Here is a 22,064-nt window from a genome sequence, read left to right on the forward strand (position 1 = left end):
TGAAAAGCTAGCGTACTGAACTGTGATAGTGAGTACATCTTGAGAATAAAGTTGCATACCACTAACTGCCTGACTACTATGAATTAATGTCAAAGTCAGGGTTTCGCGATGGCAACGAAAAGAAAAATAATTTCCGAGGCGACCTTCTTCAAATGGATAAAGGAAGGGCGTGGTAGCGGTCAGAATCAAGCCTACCGTCCCTGGCTCACTGTTAGGGATTTGCCCTCTCTTGGTCGTGTCCATCGAGTATTTGGCCACAAGTCCAGACGAACACACCACTTACTCTCAGATCTTGAACTCTCGGTTTTTCTACTCCTTGAATGGCTTCCGGATGTCACCCAAATTCGTGAACAGTTCCCATTAGATCGAACACTAACCAGAAAAATTGCAGCCGATGCAGGCATTACGCATCCGGCACAAAATGGTGTTGACCAGTTTATGTCGAGTGACTTCTTAGTTGATTCGTCAAATGAAGAAGCCCCTAAGTTCGTGTTTCAGGCAAAATATGCAAATAAGCTGGACGATGAGCGCACGGTTGAAAAACTTGAACTGGAGCGACGCTACTGGCTGGAAAAAGGTGTGCCCTGGTACCTAATAACTGATCAGCAGATACCAAAGGAGGTTAGTAAAAACGTGAAGTGGCTATATCCTGCAGGTCGTGACGAAGACGATGATGAATTAGCGGTCGAGCAGATTGAATTTTACAAGTATCACTTCACCGCAAACCCCAACCAAACCATCATCTCATTATGTAAAAAGCTCGATATCAGTTATGGCCTTAATTCTGGGGAATCGCTCTACGAGGTTCGTCGACTCTTAGCAAAACGTTACTTTGAATTCGATATTTTTATGCCTATTACGAAACTAAAAGTCGGTGCGTTGCGTGCCTCAAATTTAGGTTTTGTCCGGGAGGCCTATCGTGTTTCAAATCAATGAAGTTGTTAGGTTTTATGACACCCGGTTTCGTGTTCTGGAAAATATTAATACGCATCTAGTGTGGATCAATATCGATGATGAGAAAGCACTCCCCGAGTTAATACTTGTTGATGAGATTTATGGAGCTATAGATGAGGACGTTTTTGAGCGAATCGATGACCCACATAATTACTTAAAATACGAGTCTCCGCCCGAAAGTACTATAGCCCGTGAAAAGCGGGATAAGAATCTCTCTTTGCTAAAACCTCTGATTGAATTGCCGGATTTTTATAATTCTAAAAGCCGGGGACCGGTAGTAGAGAAAATTGTAGTTGAGTTTGGTACCACGAAGCAGACGGTTTATCGGTTAGCGAGAAAGTATTGGCAACGAGGACAAATACCCAATGCTTTGCTACCAGATTATAAAAACTCAGGAGGCAAGGGGAAACGGAGGGTGGCTAAAGATAAGAAGCTTGGACGTCCGCGTAAGTATTCGCCTGGCACCGGTGCCATCGTTGATGAGCCAACTGAACGTCTTTTTCGGATTGCGATTGATAAGTACATCCTGAGCGATAAAGGGCATTCATTTCCTTATGCGCACCGTCGTTTAGAGACTATGTACCACAACTATTTTCCCGATGTTCCGGAAGAGAATCTGCCAAGTCTTTGGCAGCTGCGACATTTTTATAAACGGGAGTATGTGCAAACGGAAGCATTGCAAAAAAGAATATCTAAAAAAGATTACAGCAAGGATATTCGGCCATTGCATAGTACGGCCAATACTCAAGTCTTGGGACCCGGTTCGCGTTATGAAATTGATGCAACGATAGCAGACGTTTACCTGGTCTCTGATTCCGACCGGGGCAACATAGTCGGTCGCCCTGTTGTTTATATGGTGATTGATGTATTCAGCCGAATGGTGGCGGGATTTTATATAGGCTTTGAAAATCCTTCATACGCAGCTGCACTGCAAGCATTGCACGTAGCGATAAGTAGTAAATCAGACTACTGCCATGCACTTGGCTTTGATATTGCCGACGATGAATGGCCCTGTATAGGGCTACCTGATGCGTTGCTGGCAGACAGAGGAGAACTACTTGGCTATCAAATTGAAAATTTAGAAAGTAATTTCTTTATGCGAATTGAGAACGCACCGCCCTATCGTGGTGATGCGAAAGGGATAGTCGAAAGACACTTCAAAACTATGCATGAGTCTTTCGGTCCTTTTGTACCGGGTTATGTTACGGGCAACCTGGTGAAAAAACGTGGAGGCTCAGACTATAGGCTCGACGCTAAACTGACGATCACTGACTTTACCCAAATCGTGTTGTCGTCAGTATTACAACACAACCAGTTTGCAGTGCTAGATAAATATGACCGAGATGTGGATATGCCAACGGACTTGCCGAATACTCCACTTCACCTCTGGAACTGGGGTATACAGAATCGAACCGGACGCTTACGTCAGACTGATTCAGATGCGCTTCGAATTGCTCTACTTCCGAGAAGCAGCGTGACAGTTTCCGAGCGTGGTGTCAGTCTGTCTGGTTTGTATTATACATCTCCAGAAATTGTCCGTTTAGGTTGGACGCACCGAGGGCGGGATGTGAAGCGACCTAAAAAAATGATGGCGGCATATGACCCGTTAAGTGCGGACAATATCTATCTTTTTTATGAAAAAGGGAGCAACAAATACTGGAAATGTAGCCTTACCGATCTATCTAGGCAGTATCGAGGATCATCGTTTTGGGATGTTTGGCAGCTGCGGGAAGAGCAGAAAAAAGTATCGGCAAAAGCTAAGGTGGCTGCTAAGGAAAGTCGCCGGCAACACGAAGAGTTTGTGTTAGAAAAAATCTCTCAAGCCGAAGCAAGCTCTCCAAATAAATCTGAGCGTCCAAACAGTGAAAGGATAAGTGCGATAAAAAACAATCGCTCAAATGAAAAACAATTAGAGCGACAGAGCAAAGCGCCTACGCCTGACAACCGCAATAAAAAGTCAGCCGAGATTATTCCTCTGAATAAGACCAGTCCCGATCTCGACTATCCCGATTATATCGACGAGCTTTTTGAGGATGATGATTGATGCCTTTACCTGATAATTATGTTTCAGCAATCTATAAGTCATCTGATTTCGAGCGTTATCGGGGAAACCCTTTCATCGAAGCTCTGCCTCCAACAATGGATCTCAATACCCTTCGTAATAATCTAACGGGCAAGGTTTATTTTAAACAGGAAGATCGCTTTGCTGAGTCTCACCAGAGAGCTCACGGTATTGCAGCCCTATTAGATGACTTTTTCCAGCCCCTGGCTATTCATAGGCAACTGGAAGAAAAGCTATCAATAATGATCCGTGCTGGTTATGTTGGCCGAAATCCATCGGATGGCTCTCTCAACAAAAAAATGCAGGAAGGCTATCAACGCATTATGGAGGGAGCGACGAGCGATTTTCGTTTCTCGCAGTCGAATTCAACAGCAAAATGTTTATCTCTGATAGGCTGTTCCGGCTCAGGAAAAAGCACTACGGTTAATCGAATATTAGCGACTTACCCGGAGGTTATATTTCATCCTGAGTATAACCTGATTCAATTGCCCTACCTGCGTATGGAGTGCCCAAGTGATGGTTCACTTAAGAGTTTATGCTTAAACTTTTTTCGAGAAGTCGACCGCACATTGCAAACAAATTATGAGGCCAAGTATGGTCGAAAGCGTCACGGGCCTGAAACTCTCTTATCTTTGATGGGACAGGTTGCGACTCAAAGGGCCATTGGCGTTCTCGTTATTGATGACATACAAAGGCTGGGTTTAAAGCGTGAAGAAAACAAAGAGTCCATGCTCGAGTTCTTTGTTGCCCTGGTAAACGTCATCGGTGTTCCGGTTGTTTTAGTTGGAACCCCAAAAGCTAGACCACTTTTCGAAATGGAGTTGCAGTCAGGACGTCGGAGCGCTGGATTTGGTTCGTTATTTTGGGAGCCGATGCAAAGAGGATCCCGTCGGTATCATCCTGAAACGGGAGAGCCCAGACTCACCGAATGGGAAGCTTTTACCAATAAGCTATGGAAGTACCAATGGTTAGAGCGACGTGATGAGACGCTTAGTGAAGAAGTTCGGGATTGTTGGTATGACCTATCGCAGGGTGTACTCGATATCGTTGTGAAGCTTTTTGTCTTGGCTCAGATGAGGGCAATAGCGACGGGTCTTGAGCGCATTACTACTGATTTACTTCGTAAGGTTTATGAACAAGAGCTCATTCCGGTTCACCCAATGCTTGAAGCCTTGAGACGCAATGATGCGGATTTGATAGTGAAGTATTCAGACTTGCATTTGCCTTCCGTGGATAAGCGCTTACTTGAGCTCCGTAATTTGATTGAGCAGGAGCAGGAAAAAAAGAAAAAAGAGGTATCGTTTGGTAACAATGAGAAAGCCCTGCGGCTCTACAATATGCTACAGGCGATGGGGTGTGATTCTGATTTGTTGCCGGCACTGGTTGAGAAAGTTTTCAAACAACATGCAGCTCTTGAGCTACCGGAGTTAACTCGTATTGTTCTCGAATGGTATAAAACAGAACACGAGCCCTCGTCTGCGTCAAAAGGCAATACTAAGCCCAAGATTAAAACATTAAAACCAAAAGAGTGGCACACCCTGGCATCGGAGGATCTTCGTTTTAAATATTCTCAAAAGAAAAGCGAGTTTTACCATGAACTTGAGTTAGGCCGTGATATTTTCGATATGGAATCCCGGTTAAAACGGGTGGGCTAAATGCTTGGCTTCCCGCTCCCTTATCCTAATGAACTAATTTATAGCACGATAGCCCGGTATGGAGTGCATAGTGGGCTGACTTCCCCCAAAGAAATATTGCAGGAAGTCTTCGGGAGTAAAACAATAATTGCGACATCGGACTTACATGGCCATCTGGGCAAAATTGCCGGGTTATATCCTCCGGAAATAAATATTCAACCGGAAGACCTGCTCTACAGGCATACCTTGTTCCCGTTATACGCCCCTTTTATTGGAGAGCAGCGTCGATGTCAGTTAATGAAACAACTGATTGCAGATAAAAAGAACTCAGTACACGTCATGTCCGGTTTCGCTGCTTCCAGAGTTACTCAACCTAATTATCTACGATATTGCCCCAAATGCATTGAGCAACAATGGAATGAGCTTGGAGAGTGTTTCTGGCGCAGAGACTGGCAAGTTGCTGGCATTGATAGTTGCCCGCTACATGGAAAGCTTAAAATGTCTTCTGTGAGGCGGATGACGTATAAACGACATGTTTATACGCCAGCAAGTCGCACTTTATGTCCTTTGGTTCACCAGGAGAGCATGGATAAATACAGCCGCATTTTGGAGCCGAGTATAGCGTCAACTTTAAGACTGCCTGAACAGTCAGTACCGAGTATTTTTCAGTGGGGATTATTCTACAAGGCTATGGCTTGTGATTTTGGGTTGAATCGAGGGCAACAGGTTGAGCATGAATTGGTCGCTGAGCGAGTTATTAAATTCTGGACTGCAGACTGGCTAAACCACTCAGGTCTTAATGTGTCCGAATCTGAAACGTGTTGGCTTAAAACTCTTTTCAGGAAACACCGTAAAAGTTTTAGCTACCTTGAACACTTAATCGTTCTACATGCGTTTTTGGGCGATAAATTAACGTTAAACGGCGTTATCGGAGATGTTAGGCGACAGCAGCCTCGTAGTTCATTGGTTCGGACTTCGGCGGTATTTGTTGATAAATTAGTCGTACTTAGAAAGCGGCTCGCATGGCTTAAAGCAATAAAGAACAGAGGGGTGAAGAGAGCCAGAGCCGAGGGGTTTGCGGGACTGTATATCTGGCTATATAGGTACGACAACAGCTGGCTGCTGGGATTAAACGCAAAGTTAAAGCATCGAGAACCGTCTTTGGTGAAGCGGGTTAACTGGGATTCACAAGACCTCACTTCTGTAAAAATGCTTATATCTATCCGCAACCAAGTAGAACCGATATTAGAGGGTCCAAGAAGATCAAAAAACTGGTACCTGAGTCAGTTAGATAATAAGTCAAAGATCGAGAAGAACTTACGAAAACTCCCGAAATGCTCTTTGTTTCTTCATATGTACTCTGAGACCATTTCCGACTTTCAAATTCGTCGTATGACGCGTGTTGCTGCGAAGAGTACTCAGGAAGACGAACAACTGAAACGTTGGGATATTCTGCGCAGTGCAGGCCTCAGTGAAGAGCGATTAACTCAGGGAGCGCGAGAATTTCTTTCTGAAGTACTGGAGTTATAAACTGAATGGCTAAATTGAGCGGTTTTAAAGATAACACCTGGATCAATGGCATTGGATCACTTTTTAAACGAATTAATGGCAGTAAATGGGGAGTCAATCTAAGTATTTATCCGAGTAAAGAAAAGGGTAATGACGTTGTCTTGCTCTCTCAGGCACCGATTTTAGTCAGAAAAAATGTCATAAACCATACATGGCCCTTTCGTCGACAAGGCATCGAAATTGAATTCACCATAACTGATTTGCAAGGCTGGATGGTGAGTAATTTGGAGGAGTGCCCGGCAAGAGAGCATGATCTACCGAAAGAACATAAGTCCCTCTGCTTTGTTACTAAACTTGCTAACGGTTTAACGATTTATCTTCCGCAATTTGAGCTTGCTCGAGCGCTTTTCTTTCATAATGCTTACTTTTCACGAGCTTGTTTAGAGCACGGGATCCTGCAGAATGAGTTTTCTATTGATAGTAATGGCCTCGATAAAAGCAAAGCGACAGTCACTGTGCTTGCCAATAGCACGTGTCCGGTTAATGTATTTTCTGATCCAGGGTATCGACGTTATTTGGCATGGCTTTTACTGGATGATGACGCTCGGCTCTCGTATGAAAGCATCAGTAAAAATGAGTTAATGTCAGGTGTTGATAAAGGAGCATATCGGGTTTGGCATTTTGAATTCGAGCCTCCACCACTAAATGGCGCCTCACTAAAAGTACGTGGGAATCTGGATGAAGCAACAAATACGTTATTTGTGTATGAAATTATAGAAATGGTAAATATTCCGGCTGATATCCCTGCCGAAGTTGAGTTCTTTAGTCCAAAATTTTATGTACCTGAAATTACTGGCGGGAAAATGGATGGCAGCGGAGGCGGTCAACCTCCCGAGCATGAGATAGATGAGGGTCAGGATTCTAGTGGTGAGAACGATCCGATACAGGTTGAAAGCTTTAAAACAAAAATCGAATTTACAAAAGCCGTAAGCACTCGAAAAACCGCGACTAAAAGTAAAAAAGTTGGATCCGGAGGAGAGCCAGGTGGAGAAGAAAGCCCCGGTTTATTGAGCACCGAAGAGCAGTCGCCTCTGGGAGAGCTTCCAGGCGCGGAATGGGATGGGCTCGATGAGCAAACCGATGATATACATTTGTACGCTAAGAAGTTCACTAGTTTTTCTAAGATGCTTGATGACTTGGTAAGCAACCATAATTGTAGAGTCGAGCATGTTGCTTTCAGGAAGCTACCATCTGTCGGACGATGCAAAATGCATTTAATGCGAGATGACTCCACGCCAAGGTGTTGGATGTTGGTTAGGGTTACTATTAAAGGTAAGTCTTTCTATCTGATGGAGGTCGATACATCCGATGCTGCAAAGGCTCTATCAACCAAGGTTGTTCTGGTTGCTGAAGTAGAGGAACTGATTGAGAAATTAGCAGATATTGAAGTTAGGCTTCTTAAAAAGTCGCTTAGTTGGCCCAAAGCGTACTTTGATACCGAGTTTGGTGAGGGTCGGCACTTCTTTATTGTTCATCAGGCATCTGAAAAAAAAGGGCTAATATCTCAGGAAACTATAGGTCGTTGGGCAGAAAATGTATATCGTAACTTGGATAACTTATTAACTTCCAAATAGGCGACGTTCCAACGAGTATTGATAAGGATTAGGAGTTAGCGTATTTAACTTGTGGGGTAAAAGAGCAAATGACCATTAGCGATCCAGTTAAACTGAGATTCTGGCACCAGTCCCGGTCGACAGAAGACGATACAAAGGCGTTCAAAGTTGCCGCTAGAATTTTGGATGAGTGGTGTTTTTCGGATGAGGAAAAAGTACTGTCTTTGGGGTTCGTTAGTAAACTACCGGAAGAGCCTTTAAGACAAGCATTGACCGTCGACCAGCGTACTAGAGTTTCACTTATTTTGGGTATCCATAAAGCATTATCGACTTTATTTTTGCAGTCAGAACATCGGGGAGAATGGTTAGAAAATACTAACAGCAAACTTGATGGTTACTCGCCTAAGGATATGTTGCTGTCAGGCTCTCTAATAGAGGTTCACCGGATTAGGGATTACCTTGAGTCGAACTGTTGGTAAAGATCTGTTTGCGTGCTATTGAGAGCTTTGCCATACTCTTGTTTCAGGTATGAAGCGTTATCTTCCGGAACGAACTCACCATTCTTTCCGTTAATGAGCCTCCAGGTACTACTGGCGGCTCTTCTTCACTTTGCGTTGTAGAATCTCCGCATGCCAATACTAGCGCTTACAAAGCGTCTAACGCCTACTATTAAGATCTAACAGACTCCAAGCATCAGTCAGATAAAATTTAATCAAAAATATGTAAAGGAATTCATATGAAAAGTGTTATCCAAAAGCTAGGCGATTCAAAGGCTATAATAATTCCCGCTGCATTAATGCGAGAATTAGGCTTGGATGTTAACGACGAAGTTGAAGTTAAATTAGAAAATGGGCGAATCGTAATTGAACTATGTAGCAAGCCAGATTACTCGCTAGATGAGCTTTTAGTACAATGTGAACCTGAAGCTATGGTTCTAGATGAAGAGTCTCAGGTATGGCTTAGTGATGTGTTCTCGAATAAAGAAATTAATTAATAGGTTAACTCTGTTAAACTAATTTCTAAAACATTTCTTCTTAATCAACAATCCTCGTAACACCTATAACGCTACGGGAACTTGCGGAATAACAGTTGCTATCATAGGTGAATATCTATGGTGCCTCATATTACTGGGTAGCTAATTTGCTCTCCTTAATCACTGTTGAGTGTAAGCGGCAATTGTAAATACTAAAGCAATTCGACGATAGATTTAAACTGGTGCTCTAAAGTATCCAAATCGGAATCATAAATAGGTGTTAATGACTCCAGGCCTCCTTGGGTCCAACTCTTTGTTCCCTCAATAGCGTTCTTTACGCCGGCTATTTGTCCTTTTATAGAGCTTTTAAATTCCCCCATACTCCGTCCTTTACCGAGCAATGGATACAAAGCTTCAAATACCTCTTCTGCATTGAAACTATCGTGTCCAAGATGCTTTGATATTCGCTCATGTGCTGTGTGGCTTTCGTTAATTTTAATCATTGCGATTATGTAAGCTACTTGCTTTTCGAAATTAGTTCTTGCCATCAGTAATTCTCCTAAAAAGTTCCGGCCTAACAGTATAATGTGATCAATTATTAAACTTTCAAGGGAGCTTTTATTGTGTTGGCTGAAAAAGCTTTCAGCCAAAGATAATATATTGATTACAGAACATATAAGCTCAGACGTCACTTCCTGCCTATCTGCACGTTCTCCTACTCAGGAGAGCCAAAACAATTTTTCAATGGCAAATGAACACACCCACAACACCGACTGTGCCTATAGTGCGAATTGGTAGTAACTTTTTCGCCTGAAAAGACAACTTTTGAATTTTTGATTGCGTAAACTACAGGCTAAAATGTTTTAGTTTACTAGGAGCAATAAGGTTTGATGCATTTTCGATAGTTGAATTTTTTTACATTACGTCTTTGATGTCCTATGCTAGGCGGTAAATAGGGTTTCATCGGCGAGTAGACGCCATAATGTTGGGTAGTGTAACTAAATGAAGTTTATCGACCTTTTTGCTGGTCTTGGCGGATTTCATCAGGCTCTCAGTAAGAGGGGGGCCGATTGCGTTTTTGCCTCCGAGCTGAATTCTCACTTATCTAATTTATATTTCAAAAACTTTGGAATAAAACCTCATGGCGATATTCGAAACGTTGACCTAAAGTCAATTCCTGATCATGACATTTTGTGTGCGGGTTTCCCTTGCCAACCGTTTTCGAAAGCTGGTGATCAAAAAGGACTAGAGTGCCCTCAATGGGGAAACCTTTTCGATTATGTTGTAGAAATTTTGAAATTAAAAAAACCGCGCTACTTTATAATTGAAAATGTGCCTAATTTGATTAAACACGATGATGGGAAAACGTGGGAAACAATCTGCGCTAAGCTCCGTGAGGACTATGATATTGACTTTACAAAACTTTCTCCTCATATGTTCGGTATCCCTCAAAAGCGAGAGAGAGCCTTTATTGTCGGAGACCGAAAAGGCTTGGATGGTTTTGACTGGAGAAAGCCTGAAGAACTGCCAGAAATTTCCGTTCATTCGATTCTTGATGATGATCCTGCAGATGCCCACTCGTTGAACAATAACCACATCAAATACCTGGAAACGTGGCAAGAGTTTGTCGCGTCATTCCCTAGTGATGAAGATTTACCAACATTTCCGATATGGGCAATGGAATTTGGAGCGGATTATCCGATTGACGGTCCAACCCCCTACAAACTTGGCTATAAAGGGCTGGGTGAGTTTAAAGGGGCTTTCGGAGTGCCACTGAAGGGGCTTTCTCCTGAAGATGTTGAAGGAGCTCTCCCTGGTTACGCTAGAACTGAACTTGATGCTTTTCCAGACTGGAAAATTGATTTTATCCAAAAGAATCGAGATTTTTATGTGCGACATAAAGAACTTATTGACGGATGGCTTCATAAAATAAAGGATTTCCCTCCCAGTTTTCAAAAATTAGAATGGAACTGTAAGGGAAGTGAGCGGGATATATGGAAGCACCTTCTCCAATTTCGTGCTAGCGGCATTCGTGTCAAGAAGATGGACACAGCACCTTCTCTTATTGCAATGACAACCAGTCAGGTTCCTATAGTTGCTTGGCATAAGCGTTATATGACTCCTAGGGAATGTAGTCGTTTACAAAGTATGGGAGAGCTGGAATTTTTACCTGATTCAAAAAATGGTGCTTATAAAGCATTTGGTAATGCAGTAAATGTCGATGTGGTTTTGCATATATATGATTCGCTCATAAATCGTACTGCACCTGATTGCAATAAAGCAGAACGTGCCGTTAACATGGTGGCCTAATGTCGCGGGTAAATTCGGTAAATATAAGGCCTGGCGTTAATGTTCTTTCTGTACTCCCTCATTTGAATTATAAGCCTTGGTTCGCTCTTGCTGAATTTGTAGATAACTCTATTCAGAGTAGCATTGATAACAAGGATCGTCTTGAAGCTACTAATGGGAGCCAATACCAACTTCGTGTAGATATAATTTTCGACGCTCTCAGTAACACTATTACCATTAAAGATAATGCAGCTGGAATATCTTCAGATGATTATCAGAGAGCTTTCCGTCCGGCAGAAATACCTCCGAATGCCTCTGGTTTGTCAGAGTTTGGGATGGGTATGAAAAGTGCTGCATGTTGGTTTGCTCCTAATTGGGTCGTTCGATCTAGTTCTCTAGGGGAAAGTATAGAGCGAACAGTTATCTTTGATATTCAAAAAATCGTTCACGACCGCACTGAAGAACTCGATGTGCTGTCTTCGAATGTCTCCGAAGAAAAACACTATACGGAAATCACACTTGAGAAAATTCGACGTTTTCCTCGTGGTAAGACGATTAAGAAAATTAAAGAACACCTCTCAAGCATTTATCGGGTTTTTATCCGTGAAGGCTCGTTAGCTCTTTTTGTTGATGATGAAAAGCTGTGCTATGAAGATCCCGCAATCCTTACAGCGATTTCTTACCGCGACCCTGAAGGGGGAACATTCAAGTGGAAGAAAGACATAGATTTTGATTTGGGGGAGGGAAAATCAGCGAAAGGTTTTCTGGCAATTCGTGAAAAAGGAAGTACGCGTTTAGCTGGCCTTGCATTATTTCGTCGAAAGCGCCTTATAATGGGGAGTGCAGATGACGCTTATCGACCCGAAGATATTTTCGGGCGGTCCAACACTTATCCATATCAAAGAATTTTCGGAGAAATCCATTTAAAGGGTTTCTTTGTCTCTCACACTAAAGATGGTATTAAATGGGAGGAAAGTGAAGACGAGTTTTTACGTAAGTTGCGTGAAGAACTATCTAAAGACGAACTCCCCCTACTCCAACAAGCAAGAGAATATCGGACTAAAGCTAACGTTAAAGATGGTCGTAAAGGTGCTGCCACAGCACTCAATTCGACTGCGAATAGTCTAGATAACACGACTGTAAATGAAGTTGAAATACCCGATGCGACTTCCTCTCAAACTACTGATGATTCAGGCGTAGGTTCAAAAAATAACGAAACTGAACTTCCACCCTTAGAGAACGCGGACAGAGAGCATGCAGAGTTCAAATTACGCTTTAGAAGTGAGGTTTGGATTGTTGAGATGGAACTATCATATGCAGATGATAATGCAGACTGGCTTACAATAAAAACGCGCCCTTCTATTGTTGACCCTGAACCCCGCCGGGTATCTGTACGTGTAGCAATGTTGCACACGTTTATGGCTCAGTTTCCGATGATGGACGCGGAAAGCCTAACTGCGATATTAAATATAGTTGCGGCTATGTCTCTCGCTGAAGTAGTAGCAGCTGAACTGGCTGACAAGAGACCTGCTGTAATTCGCCGCTATACCAATGAAATTTTGAGAAATCAAATGTCGAGGATGGTTATAAATGAGTGATGAAAAGGGAATTATAAGCGTTTCGAAAGTTGCGGCGAATATGACTGGGAAGTGGAGTCCTGTTCATGGGGATGCTTTCAACGATATGCTGGAAGCTAATAACGCTTTGTCTCAAGAAGAGAAAGATAACCTCTCAAAAGAAACAACACTGATACTAAGTGACTGCATAGACCCAAGTGGTAAAGATGAAGTTAATACAGGGTTGGTTATTGGTTATGTTCAAAGTGGTAAAACTCTATCTTTTACCAGTCTGACCGCATTGGCGCGAGACAACGACTATCGTTTGGTTATCTTACTCGCGGGAACTACTAACAACCTCGTTGAGCAATCTTTTAAACGTCTTAAAGATGATCTAAATACTGATGCCACACGAGAATGGAAATTATTTTCTACTCAGCAGAAAGGTTTTCAACAAAGTGAACTCACTCGAGTCGATATGGAGTTATCAAAGTGGCGACGAGGTAATAAACGTGCGCGAACGATTCTTATAATATCAATGAAGCAACACCAGCATATTGAGAATCTTTCGACCTTACTGTCAAATTCAGAGCTTTCGGATGTTCCAACACTAATAATTGACGACGAAGGGGATCAGGCAGGTATCAATACAAAGGCTAAGCGAGACGAAGAGAGCACTACTTACGCACGGATTATGGAGCTACGTAAGCTTTTCCCCCACCATAGCTATTTACTTTATACAGCGACACCACAAGCTCCTCTACTAATTAGTCGAATTGATAGATTATCACCTGATTTTGGACGTGTTCTAACTCCTGGGACTAAATATGTGGGCGGTCAAGATTTTTTTGTCGAAGGTGATAATAAATTCATAAAGTTAATCCCTGTTAACGATGTGCCTGACAAGAACGATCCTCCCACTAGCCCTCCAGAAAGCTTAATTACAGCATTGCGTGATTATTTTGTGGGAGTTGCGATAGGACTTTTAGAAGAAGATGATTTTAACGGTAATAATCGTTCTATGATGATTCACCCCGCTGTTCCAAAAGATGAGCATTTAATGTTTGCAAGGTGGGTGAAGCAGACAAAAGAGAGTTGGTCGATTATTCTTCGGGATGAGAGTCATGATGACTATTCCGAGTTAGTTGCTTCATTTGAGTCTTCAGCTAATGATTTGTTTAAGACCTACGAGACAGAGTTTACCTTTAAGGATGTACTTCAGGTACTTTTTGACGCTATAGAAGAAACAGCGGTTGAGGAACTCAATACTCGAGAGAAAAATCGTATCCCAAGTGTTGATTGGAACGGTGAATATAGCTGGATTTTAGTTGGTGGTATTGGTTTAGACAGGGGCTTTACGGTTGAAGGCCTCACGGTTAGCTATATGCCACGGTCAACGGGCGTCGGAAATGCTGATAACATTCAACAACGAGCTCGCTTCTTTGGGTATAAGAGAAGTTATCTTGGTCTTTGCCGTATTTATCTCACCGATGAAAATATTCATGCATTTACTGATTATGTAAAACATGAGGAATTTATTCGTAAATCGATTCGTACGCACCTGGAGCAGGGAAAAACCCTCAAAGAATGGCGTAGAACTTATTTCTTAGACAAAGATCTTAAACCAACACGAAGTTCGGTAATTCTTTTAGAAATGTATTTTTCTAGAGGTCGTCAGGGTTGGATAGTTCCGGATCATCCATTTGAGGACCAAGAAATAGTCGCCGAAAACAGAGAAGTTGCCGATAGTATAATCTCTGATTTTAGTTTTCAGCAATACGCTGAGCCTGGTTGGACTGATAAACAGATAGTTCCAGCCTTTAGCGATAATATAAAACTAGCAGAGTTACTTACTAAGTTAGCCATACTTCGCTATAAGTCGGCGGATGACAACTTACAACATTCGGCTCTTTTACTGGGGCTTGAAAGGCTCGTGAGTGAACAACCAGATATGGAGTGTAGTTTTTACGCTTTATCGGGCCCGTGGTCGGGTGTAAATGCATCTCGTACACTCAATAAATCGACACCGGCAAAAGTTAATAACTTATTCCAAGGTAAAAACGATAATACAAATTATCCAGGTGCTAGAGCATTAGCTTCTACTAAACAAATTACGTTCCTACTTCACCGTTATGATATCAACACACCCGATAAAAGTAAGACGATTAAGGATGTCCCAATACTAACTGTACATGTGCCGGATCACCTTGTGGAGCGTGTTTGGATTGAGAAGGATTTTGAGAGGGAAGGATGAGTAGTGCGCTTTTTGAAACCTACGCTAAGCTTATAATTAATTTTCCAGACGATTGCGATCAACTGTTTGGTCAACCGCTGAACTCATACAATAATAAGTTATGGTTGTCTGTGGATAGCGATGCTTATCCCTCGCTACTTTTTGAAACCCAGGGAGAAGTTAGCTATAGAAACGATATCGAATTGCGCTCGCTCTCCGCGAGGTTTTCACGTTATTGCAATATTGAAACAACCGATGGAGCAGTTGTTTCTGGTACATATAGCGTCGTTCAACTGAATGAGAACGATCCAGATGTCGTCCGAATGTTATGTCGGTTTTTGGAAGAAACGTTTAACGAGAACTGCTATGTGTACACTAACAAAGAAATAGCTGATAGGGTTCAATCGCTAGCTAACTTCTTTAAAAGCGCAGAGACTTCAAGGTCTGACATCGTAGGCCTATGGGGAGAGTTATACATTTTATCCCTTTCGCACAATTTGACAGCTGCTATAAAGTGTTGGTGTCAGCATCGAATGTCTAAGTACGACTACGTCGCAGAGCGTTTTGTTTTAGAGGTTAAAACAACTGTTCGTTCTCAACGAAAGCATCGATTTTCTCTAGAGCAACTCCGCTCTCAAACTGGTTATCAAATATATGTTGCTTCGCTTATTTTGGTAGAGCTTAGTTCGGGTAAAACGGTATCAGAACTTATGGAATCAATTGCAGTAGATATTCATGATAATGAATTGCGCGTAAGTTTCTTAAAGCAATGCCTACTTAAAGGAGGTAAAGATATTTATCGTAACTCCTTAACATGGGATGTTCTTCCTGAAGGAGGCTCCATGATTATTCTTGATGCTTTCGATATTCCTGTTCCTGAGGTGAAGCCAGACTCGGCAATCGAAAATGTACGATTTGATGTTGATGTTTCTAATTTGATGCCTTTGGATTATAAAAAAGTAGACTCTATTTTAGCGTTCGATTCCGATATGGCATAAGCGCACTCTGCTTGATATGTGTAAAACTCTAGTATAGTTAATAGGATTAAATTTTAATACTTAGCTTATTATAGCTCAGCTTACTGAATCTCATGATAATTTAGTATTTTTATGTGCTTATTTTAAGAATATTAAATCAATAACTTACATATATTTAAGCATGAAACTTTATTGTTAGGCTACATTTTTCCGGTGTACATTAAAGTTGTTAAATTATATGTGTCATTAATATTCACTTTGTTTTTGATTTAGGAATGTAATCTACTTTAGAGCTGAACGCAGTGAGGTGGAACTTATGGATGAGAGCTTTAATCAGTGGGCCTCTATTGCTAGTGAATTTATTCATGAGCATTTTCAATTTTGCCAACCATATTTGGATAATAATTATCAAGGGATTAACGAACAGCTGCGCTTTGTATCCACTCAACTATATCTGTCGACTCACTTTACAAGCGAAAGCTCTCTTGTTCTTCTCGGTGAGGGACGCGAATGGGATTCTGAAATTTTAAACCGGTCAGTTGTGGAGGGAGTGATAAAATATGTTTACATGCTTCAAGGAGAAGAGAGCGACCAAGTAAAAAAGGTAAGTCAGTTCTGGGACATACTCCCGAAATATGCTGCCGTGAAAAGAAGTGATAGGGCCAAAAAACTGCTTAACAAAGTTGAAGATGACGAAGAAAGAAAGGCCTGGTTTAGTATTGAAAAACAAGTACTTTCTTGCGAAGAGGTTGGACAGATAAGAACTGGGTCAAATAAGCGAAGCAGAAGCCTACTAGAGCAGAATTGGTCTTTTAGTCGGATTTTAGATTATTTCGCCGAGTCGGGGGATCAAAAACTAAGATGGTTAGCCTTATTAGCATACAGCTACGGAATGAGCAGCCACCTAGTTCATAAGGATGGAGACGGGGTTAGCATGATATGGGAACGGTGTATTCGGCCTGAAGAGAGACGTAATGCAGTAAAGGCAGCTCATATTGCTAGGTCAGTATCTGATATTTGTACCCTATCGGAGATTCGATCACTTTTTTTAGTAAACCTTTGCAAGGAAAGCTCAAGGTTCATAGAGGATGTGAGATCCAAGTACGCTCTTTTTTTCAGTGAACTGAAGCGAACAAAGGATGTGTTTGATGGTATTGAGTATCCGAAGGACACCAATAACACTGGTAAAAATGACGAAAGTTGTTAAAAACTTTTTAAATGTGGGATATTGAGAAATCTAGCAAGTGTTGAAAAGGAATTTTGAATGGCTGTACTCAATGAAACTATCGAAATAGCTTTAACTCATTACTCTGAAGAAATGTCTAAAGCCTTTGGAACCGATGTATTTTCGTTTGTTGGCGGAATTCGACCAGAATACTTGCAAGCTTACCGTGCTCAAATGGAAAGTCTAGCTGCAAGGGACGATAGGCCTGATAATCTGGTATTCATGATTCATACACCAGGCGGTGTGGCTGAAGTCGTCGAAAAGATGGTGGAGATTGTAAGATACTTTTATAAAGAGGTATGGTTTGTGGTTCCTGACATGGCTATGTCTGCAGGTACCATACTATGTATGTCAGGCGATAAAATTTATATGGATTATTCCTCTGCTTTGGGTCCAATTGACCCGCAAATTGCGAATAGTGAAGGACACTTAGTTCCAGCTTTAGGTTATCTCGATCAAGTTGAACGTATGATAGAAAGGTCTAGTAACGGTGAGTTAACAGATGCTGAATTTGCAATACTTCAAAATCAAGACTTAGCTACCTTGCGCCGCTACGAACAGGCTAGAGAACTATCAATATCTTTACTAAAGCACTGGCTAGTTAAATACAAATTTAAAGACTGGGATACTCATGCTAGCAATGGTGAAGAAGTTTCTCCTGACCAGAAAGAACAGAGAGCAAAAGATATTGCTGAGGCGTTAAGTGATCACAAAAGGTGGCATTCACATGGACGTATGATTGGTGTCAACACTTTGACAAATGATTTACGTTTAAAAATAGAAGATTATACTGATGATGCTACACTTAAAAATGTAATCAGACGTTATAGTGATCTATTGTTAGATTGCGTTCAGACAAGGCGTTTAGACCACATGTTCCACCATCAAAGGTATTCAGCAACAAATTGATGGTACAAACTTTGCTTAACTATGGTTTGTACAAAAAGGAGCGAACAATGGATAGTATATCAAAAAAATTAGAGACAACATTAGCTAAAAAGCCAGTCAAAGATGCTGAAAGATTAAAGCGGCAGCAATATTACTACCATAGACTGAAGAAAAAAGGCGTGCTTGAACAGCAAACGTATAATCTAAAGCCCATCTCGGCTATATAAGGTTAATCAGGCATTTTGTCGTAAAAATGCCTGACAACCAAACCGAGTAATTGGCATGGCAAAATCAAAATACTCGCTGAGCGAGAAAAGGATAAAGGAAGGACGTGGGGCTGGCTCCGGCGCTGACTACAGTCCTTGGGTGCGGATTGATGAAGTGCCATCTTTAGGCCGATCTCGACACGTATACTCTCACCTCACCAAACGCATCCACCACCTACTTTCTGCTCTCGAATTTGCTGTATTCCTTCTGCTTGATAATAAACCTCCCGTTACTGACATACGTGAGCAATTCCATCGGATTCGTGATGATACGCGAGATATCGCCCGGGAAAACAACTTGCCTTACCCTGTTAATAATAGTGTCGACACGGTCATGTCGTCAGACTTTTAGTGGACTCCACGGACAAATCAATGGTGATTCAAAGTTCCCATACTGGTTTTTAGGTGACTAGTGGGTGTAAAAATCAGTTTTCACATGATTTTGTGCGAAGCTGTAATTTATGCTGCTTCTGTCGAATTCGACATTCTAAAATTTTTGTATAATACTTTCTTTGCCTAATTAATAGTCATTATTTTGCAGATAAACTTTTTGAGCAATGGGGGAGTGCGTGAATAAATCTGAACTTATTGAGAAGATTGCTGCCGATGCAGGTATTTCTAAAGCCGAAGCCAGAAGAGCGCTGGATGCATTTACAAAAGCTGTAACCGAGTCACTGCAAGAAGGTGATCAAGTAACTTTAGTTGGTTTTGGTACATTCTCGGCTAAAAAACGCTCTGCTCGAACTGGACGGAATCCGCAGACTGGTGAAATAATTGAAATAGCTGCCACTAAAGTTCCGAGTTTTAAAGCTGGAAATAAACTTAAAAATTTAGTTGATGATGATGGCCATGGTTAAGACAAGCCCAACAAAGTGGAGAGTTATTAAAAGCGCTTTCAATCATGCTTCCACGAAAGTATCCGATAACGCAAGAACTTTTGCCTTCGCAGGTATGGCAACCATTTGGATTTTCAGAAAGGAAGTTGAAACACCTACAGGGATAAGTTATGAAATAGACGATACCTTGGCTATTTCTGCGGGGCTAATATTTTTATTCTTGGCAATTGATTTACTCCAGTATTTATATAAAACAATTGCTTGGCATGTATGCAGAAACAAAGTATACAAAGAAACTGATGAGCCCGATGAAGAGGAAACGAAAATAGAGGTTTGGAAGAATATTAATACTCCCGTCTCTTGGATATTTTACTTAAAATGTACAGTTTTAATTTTGGCATATGTAGTATTAATCGACTATTGGGTATCAATAGTGACACTTGTTTAGAATTAATTGGAAAGCGCCGGATACCATTTTATACGCAATAATGTGGTGTCAACTATCCTGCCAGATTGGGTTCTCATCAAGCATCATTTTCATTAGCGTGACTGGAACCACTTTAAAGTCCAGACGTAAACATTTTGAACGGAAGTCGATTTTAAGCAATCGACTCACGGCATTTCTGCCTGGACTCACAGGCACTAAGTTCTCGCTATCAGAATCAAGAATATACAGGTCACATGACGAAGATGCATGTTCAACCAGTACTAAGTACTGTATGCCTGCCTTTCTTAGAAGTTTATTTTTAAAACCGAATCTATCCGTAGTGTAGTAAAAGAACTTCAGGGTAGACCCTTCGTCTATACATTCCTCCATTAACGGCTTTAACGAATACTTAACAGGCCTGTAGTAACAATTAGCTTGTTTAAAGATGGCTTCTTCGCCATAGTGGGATGCTAGCCATGCTTTGGCTGCAGCAGTTCGGTGATTCCCTAACTTGCAATAGACCGCTCCGCCCGTAAATCCAATCCTCAATTCTTGGTATGAATATGGTGCTGGAAACAAACTATCTTCGAGATTGGATGTAAAGTAGCGCACAATGCTGTCACGGCATCTATCCCAACCTTCGCAATGTAATCCTTGTGCAGCACTCCGCCAGGTCGCCCCTTGACGAAAAAAGTCACTAGGTCGAAGAGCAACAATACTACTGATTGGTAGATCCAAAGAGCGTTCACCTCTGTGCTGTTTCGTTGAACCAAACGCCTCTATGATTTCCGAGTCATAGATTTCATCATCTAAAATGCCACCGACCAAGGCACCTTTAGCAGCTGCGTGGATTTCATCCTTCATACTACTACTCTTCTTTTTAAATAAGGAGTCTATTATGTCCAGCCCTGACGCGAGAGACAACAGGTTTCACCAGTTATCAGTTGTTTTCTGTTTGACGTCACACACCTTCAATATTGCGATCTATAGGCTAACAAACTACGAGCGTTGGCCGTTGGTAAGTCGACTTTGAATAAGTGACTGTCGCGCACAAGAGCGTAATCGTCGCTTAATCACACGAGGAACATTCAGTATGAATCTTTATTACTGGTAGAGTGCTGAAAAGAATCACGCGAGAATAGTTTAGTATGATGCTTTATTTTCCAGGGCGAGGTTTCTGTGACCATATAACATGGGATTGAGAAACACTCAGTATGAAACTTTTTTACTAAACCACATTTTTGTTATTGTGTATTAAAGTTTATAGTGTGTAAGGAAAGATCAAATTTCCGAAAATAACGTAGGCTGTAAGTAATAATCAAAAATGTCCATCATAAAAAAGTGTAGGAGACTAAGGTGGACCTCAGGTAAAAAGGAACTAATATGGAAAATTTTTTATCGCTATGGGGTGAGTCGGCCTACACCAGTCTGGGCTTTTTCTGGATGGCTTTGTGGGCGTTTGTATTAGGTTATTTAATCAGTAGCTTAATCCAAGTGCTCATCACAAAGCGTCGAATGCGTAAGGCCATGGGCGGCAATGACTTGAAATCTGTGTCGCTTGGCACCTTCTTTGGCTTTATCTCCAGTTCTTGCAGTTTCGCTGCGCTATCAACCACCCGGGCTTTGTTTAACAAGGGCGCGGCGTTCAGTGCTTCTATGGCCTTTATGCTGGCCTCGACCAATTTGGTTATTGAACTGGGTTTTGTTATTTCTATTTTCCTTGGCTGGCAGTTCGTCGTTGGTGAATACGTTGGCGGGTTGTTGCTGATTCTATTCGTCTGGCTCTTTATTACGCTAACTAACCCTCAAAACCTCATTAAGAATGCGCGAAAAGAAGACGAAGAGGACGACGAACATCAACACGAGAGCACATTATCGGATCTTTTCAGTAAGGATACCTGGCAAAAGGTCGGCCAAAAGTACGTAATGGAATGGCAGATGGTCTGGAAGGATGTCCTTATTGGCTTCACCGTTGCCGGCATTATTTCAGCCTTTGTGCCTAGTGCGTTTTTTGAATGGTTATTTATTGGTGTGGGTACAGAGGGTGACCCGGGTTTCTGGTCATTACTGCAACAAGCGGTAGTGGGTCCGGTGGCTGCATTTTTCACCTTTATTGGCTCTATGGGCAACATTCCATTAGCGGCTGTACTTTTCGGTGAGGGTGTGGCCTTTGCTGGTGTTATGGCGTTTATTTTTTCCGACTTAATTGTACTGCCGGTGCTCAAAATTAATGCACGGTATTATGGCTGGAAAATGGCTCTATACATAGCTTTAATGCTCTTTACCTGCCTGGTCGCGGCGTCTTTAGCTATGCATTATGGTTTACTGGCGTTTGATTTACTGCCGGATGCTTCGCAGTGGTCCTCTCCGGCAGAACAGCAGCACTTTAAGCTGGACTATGGCTTTGTTCTGAACCTTATTTTCTTACTGCTGAGCGCAGTTATGATTGCGCTTTGGCGGCACAAGCAAAAAGAACATCAACATCACCACCACCATCATGACCATGGTGGCTCATCTTCGTTAAGCGACAAGGTCATGAATGGACTGTGCGGTATCAGTGTCCTTTGGTTAATAGTCGGAATGATTGTCTATGTTTTATAAAAATATCTTAACGACGACGCT

The 22,064-nt window shown here is 41.8% G+C and carries 19 protein-coding genes; 17 read left to right on the forward strand and 2 right to left on the reverse strand.

Annotated features, from left to right (window positions below; genetic code table 11):
• The first annotated feature begins 108 nt into the window (after positions 1-108).
• From Q5L94_RS10760 to Q5L94_RS10790, 7 genes are all read left to right on the forward strand, one after another.
• On the forward strand, positions 109-936 hold the full coding sequence (locus tag Q5L94_RS10760) for a TnsA endonuclease C-terminal domain-containing protein (RefSeq protein WP_317498403.1): 828 nt from the start codon (positions 109-111) through the stop codon (positions 934-936).
• The gene (locus Q5L94_RS10765) at positions 920-2,998 is read left to right on the forward strand and encodes a Mu transposase C-terminal domain-containing protein (RefSeq protein WP_317498404.1); all 2,079 of its coding nucleotides are present in this window, start codon (positions 920-922) and stop codon (positions 2,996-2,998) included. The genes Q5L94_RS10760 and Q5L94_RS10765 overlap by 17 nt, the downstream gene beginning before the upstream one ends.
• Positions 2,998-4,671 carry an AAA family ATPase gene (locus Q5L94_RS10770; RefSeq protein ID WP_317498405.1) on the forward strand — a complete coding sequence of 558 codons (1,674 nt, stop codon included), beginning with the start codon at positions 2,998-3,000 and terminating at the stop codon, positions 4,669-4,671. Before Q5L94_RS10765 ends, Q5L94_RS10770 begins: the two co-directional genes overlap by 1 nt.
• Complete coding sequence (locus Q5L94_RS10775; protein ID WP_317498406.1) at positions 4,672-6,180, forward strand: TnsD family Tn7-like transposition protein; 1,509 nt, start codon at positions 4,672-4,674, stop codon at positions 6,178-6,180.
• A 5-nt stretch (positions 6,181-6,185) separates the two neighbouring features.
• Positions 6,186-7,793 carry a Tn7-like element transposition protein TnsE gene (locus tag Q5L94_RS10780; RefSeq protein WP_317498407.1) on the forward strand — a complete coding sequence of 536 codons (1,608 nt, stop codon included), beginning with the start codon at positions 6,186-6,188 and terminating at the stop codon, positions 7,791-7,793.
• A 68-nt stretch (positions 7,794-7,861) separates the two neighbouring features.
• Positions 7,862-8,251, forward strand: coding sequence for a hypothetical protein (locus Q5L94_RS10785; protein ID WP_317498408.1), 390 nt, complete (start codon positions 7,862-7,864; stop codon positions 8,249-8,251).
• Positions 8,252-8,508: 257 nt separating this feature from the next.
• Complete coding sequence (locus Q5L94_RS10790; RefSeq protein ID WP_317498409.1) at positions 8,509-8,766, forward strand: AbrB/MazE/SpoVT family DNA-binding domain-containing protein; 258 nt, start codon at positions 8,509-8,511, stop codon at positions 8,764-8,766.
• Positions 8,767-8,957: 191 nt separating this feature from the next.
• Here the strand turns inward: Q5L94_RS10790 and Q5L94_RS10795 are convergent, their stop codons facing one another.
• Positions 8,958-9,293, reverse strand: a complete 336-nt coding sequence (locus tag Q5L94_RS10795) for a hypothetical protein (protein WP_317498410.1) — start codon at positions 9,291-9,293, stop codon at positions 8,958-8,960.
• A gap of 454 nt (positions 9,294-9,747) precedes the next feature.
• Here Q5L94_RS10795 and Q5L94_RS10800 point away from each other — a divergent pair, with 454 nt between their 5' ends.
• From Q5L94_RS10800 to Q5L94_RS10840, 9 genes are all read left to right on the forward strand, one after another.
• Positions 9,748-11,055, forward strand: a complete 1,308-nt coding sequence (locus tag Q5L94_RS10800) for a DNA (cytosine-5-)-methyltransferase (protein ID WP_317498411.1) — start codon at positions 9,748-9,750, stop codon at positions 11,053-11,055.
• Complete coding sequence (locus Q5L94_RS10805) at positions 11,055-12,632, forward strand: ATP-binding protein (RefSeq protein ID WP_317498412.1); 1,578 nt, start codon at positions 11,055-11,057, stop codon at positions 12,630-12,632. The genes Q5L94_RS10800 and Q5L94_RS10805 overlap by 1 nt, the downstream gene beginning before the upstream one ends.
• Positions 12,625-14,844: a Z1 domain-containing protein gene (locus Q5L94_RS10810; RefSeq protein WP_317498413.1), complete on the forward strand. Its 2,220-nt coding sequence runs from the start codon at positions 12,625-12,627 to the stop codon at positions 14,842-14,844. Before Q5L94_RS10805 ends, Q5L94_RS10810 begins: the two co-directional genes overlap by 8 nt.
• Positions 14,841-15,821, forward strand: a complete 981-nt coding sequence (locus Q5L94_RS10815) for a PD-(D/E)XK motif protein (RefSeq protein ID WP_317498414.1) — start codon at positions 14,841-14,843, stop codon at positions 15,819-15,821. Before Q5L94_RS10810 ends, Q5L94_RS10815 begins: the two co-directional genes overlap by 4 nt.
• Before the next feature lie 295 nt (positions 15,822-16,116).
• A complete protein-coding gene (locus Q5L94_RS10820; RefSeq protein ID WP_317498415.1) occupies positions 16,117-17,007 on the forward strand; it encodes a DUF5677 domain-containing protein in 891 nt (296 codons plus the stop codon).
• A 57-nt stretch (positions 17,008-17,064) separates the two neighbouring features.
• Positions 17,065-17,934, forward strand: a complete 870-nt coding sequence (locus Q5L94_RS10825) for an SDH family Clp fold serine proteinase (protein WP_317498416.1) — start codon at positions 17,065-17,067, stop codon at positions 17,932-17,934.
• 47 nt (positions 17,935-17,981) lie between these two features.
• The gene (locus Q5L94_RS10830; RefSeq protein ID WP_317498417.1) at positions 17,982-18,140 is read left to right on the forward strand and encodes a hypothetical protein; all 159 of its coding nucleotides are present in this window, start codon (positions 17,982-17,984) and stop codon (positions 18,138-18,140) included.
• 608 nt (positions 18,141-18,748) lie between these two features.
• The gene (locus tag Q5L94_RS10835; RefSeq protein WP_317498418.1) at positions 18,749-19,036 is read left to right on the forward strand and encodes an HU family DNA-binding protein; all 288 of its coding nucleotides are present in this window, start codon (positions 18,749-18,751) and stop codon (positions 19,034-19,036) included.
• The gene (locus Q5L94_RS10840; RefSeq protein ID WP_317498419.1) at positions 19,029-19,463 is read left to right on the forward strand and encodes a hypothetical protein; all 435 of its coding nucleotides are present in this window, start codon (positions 19,029-19,031) and stop codon (positions 19,461-19,463) included. The genes Q5L94_RS10835 and Q5L94_RS10840 overlap by 8 nt, the downstream gene beginning before the upstream one ends.
• A gap of 48 nt (positions 19,464-19,511) precedes the next feature.
• Here Q5L94_RS10840 and Q5L94_RS10845 read toward each other — a convergent pair whose 3' ends face one another.
• Complete coding sequence (locus Q5L94_RS10845) at positions 19,512-20,306, reverse strand: hypothetical protein (RefSeq protein ID WP_317498420.1); 795 nt, start codon at positions 20,304-20,306, stop codon at positions 19,512-19,514.
• Positions 20,307-20,825: 519 nt separating this feature from the next.
• On the opposite strand from Q5L94_RS10845, the gene Q5L94_RS10850 reads away from it, so the two are divergent.
• Positions 20,826-22,043 (forward strand): permease, encoded by a 1,218-nt coding sequence (locus Q5L94_RS10850; protein WP_317498421.1) that lies wholly within the window; start codon positions 20,826-20,828, stop codon positions 22,041-22,043.
• Positions 22,044-22,064 lie beyond the last annotated feature (21 nt).

It is taken from the genome of Idiomarina sp. Sol25 (assembly GCF_033052775.1).
GTDB lineage: Bacteria > Pseudomonadota > Gammaproteobacteria > Enterobacterales > Alteromonadaceae > Idiomarina.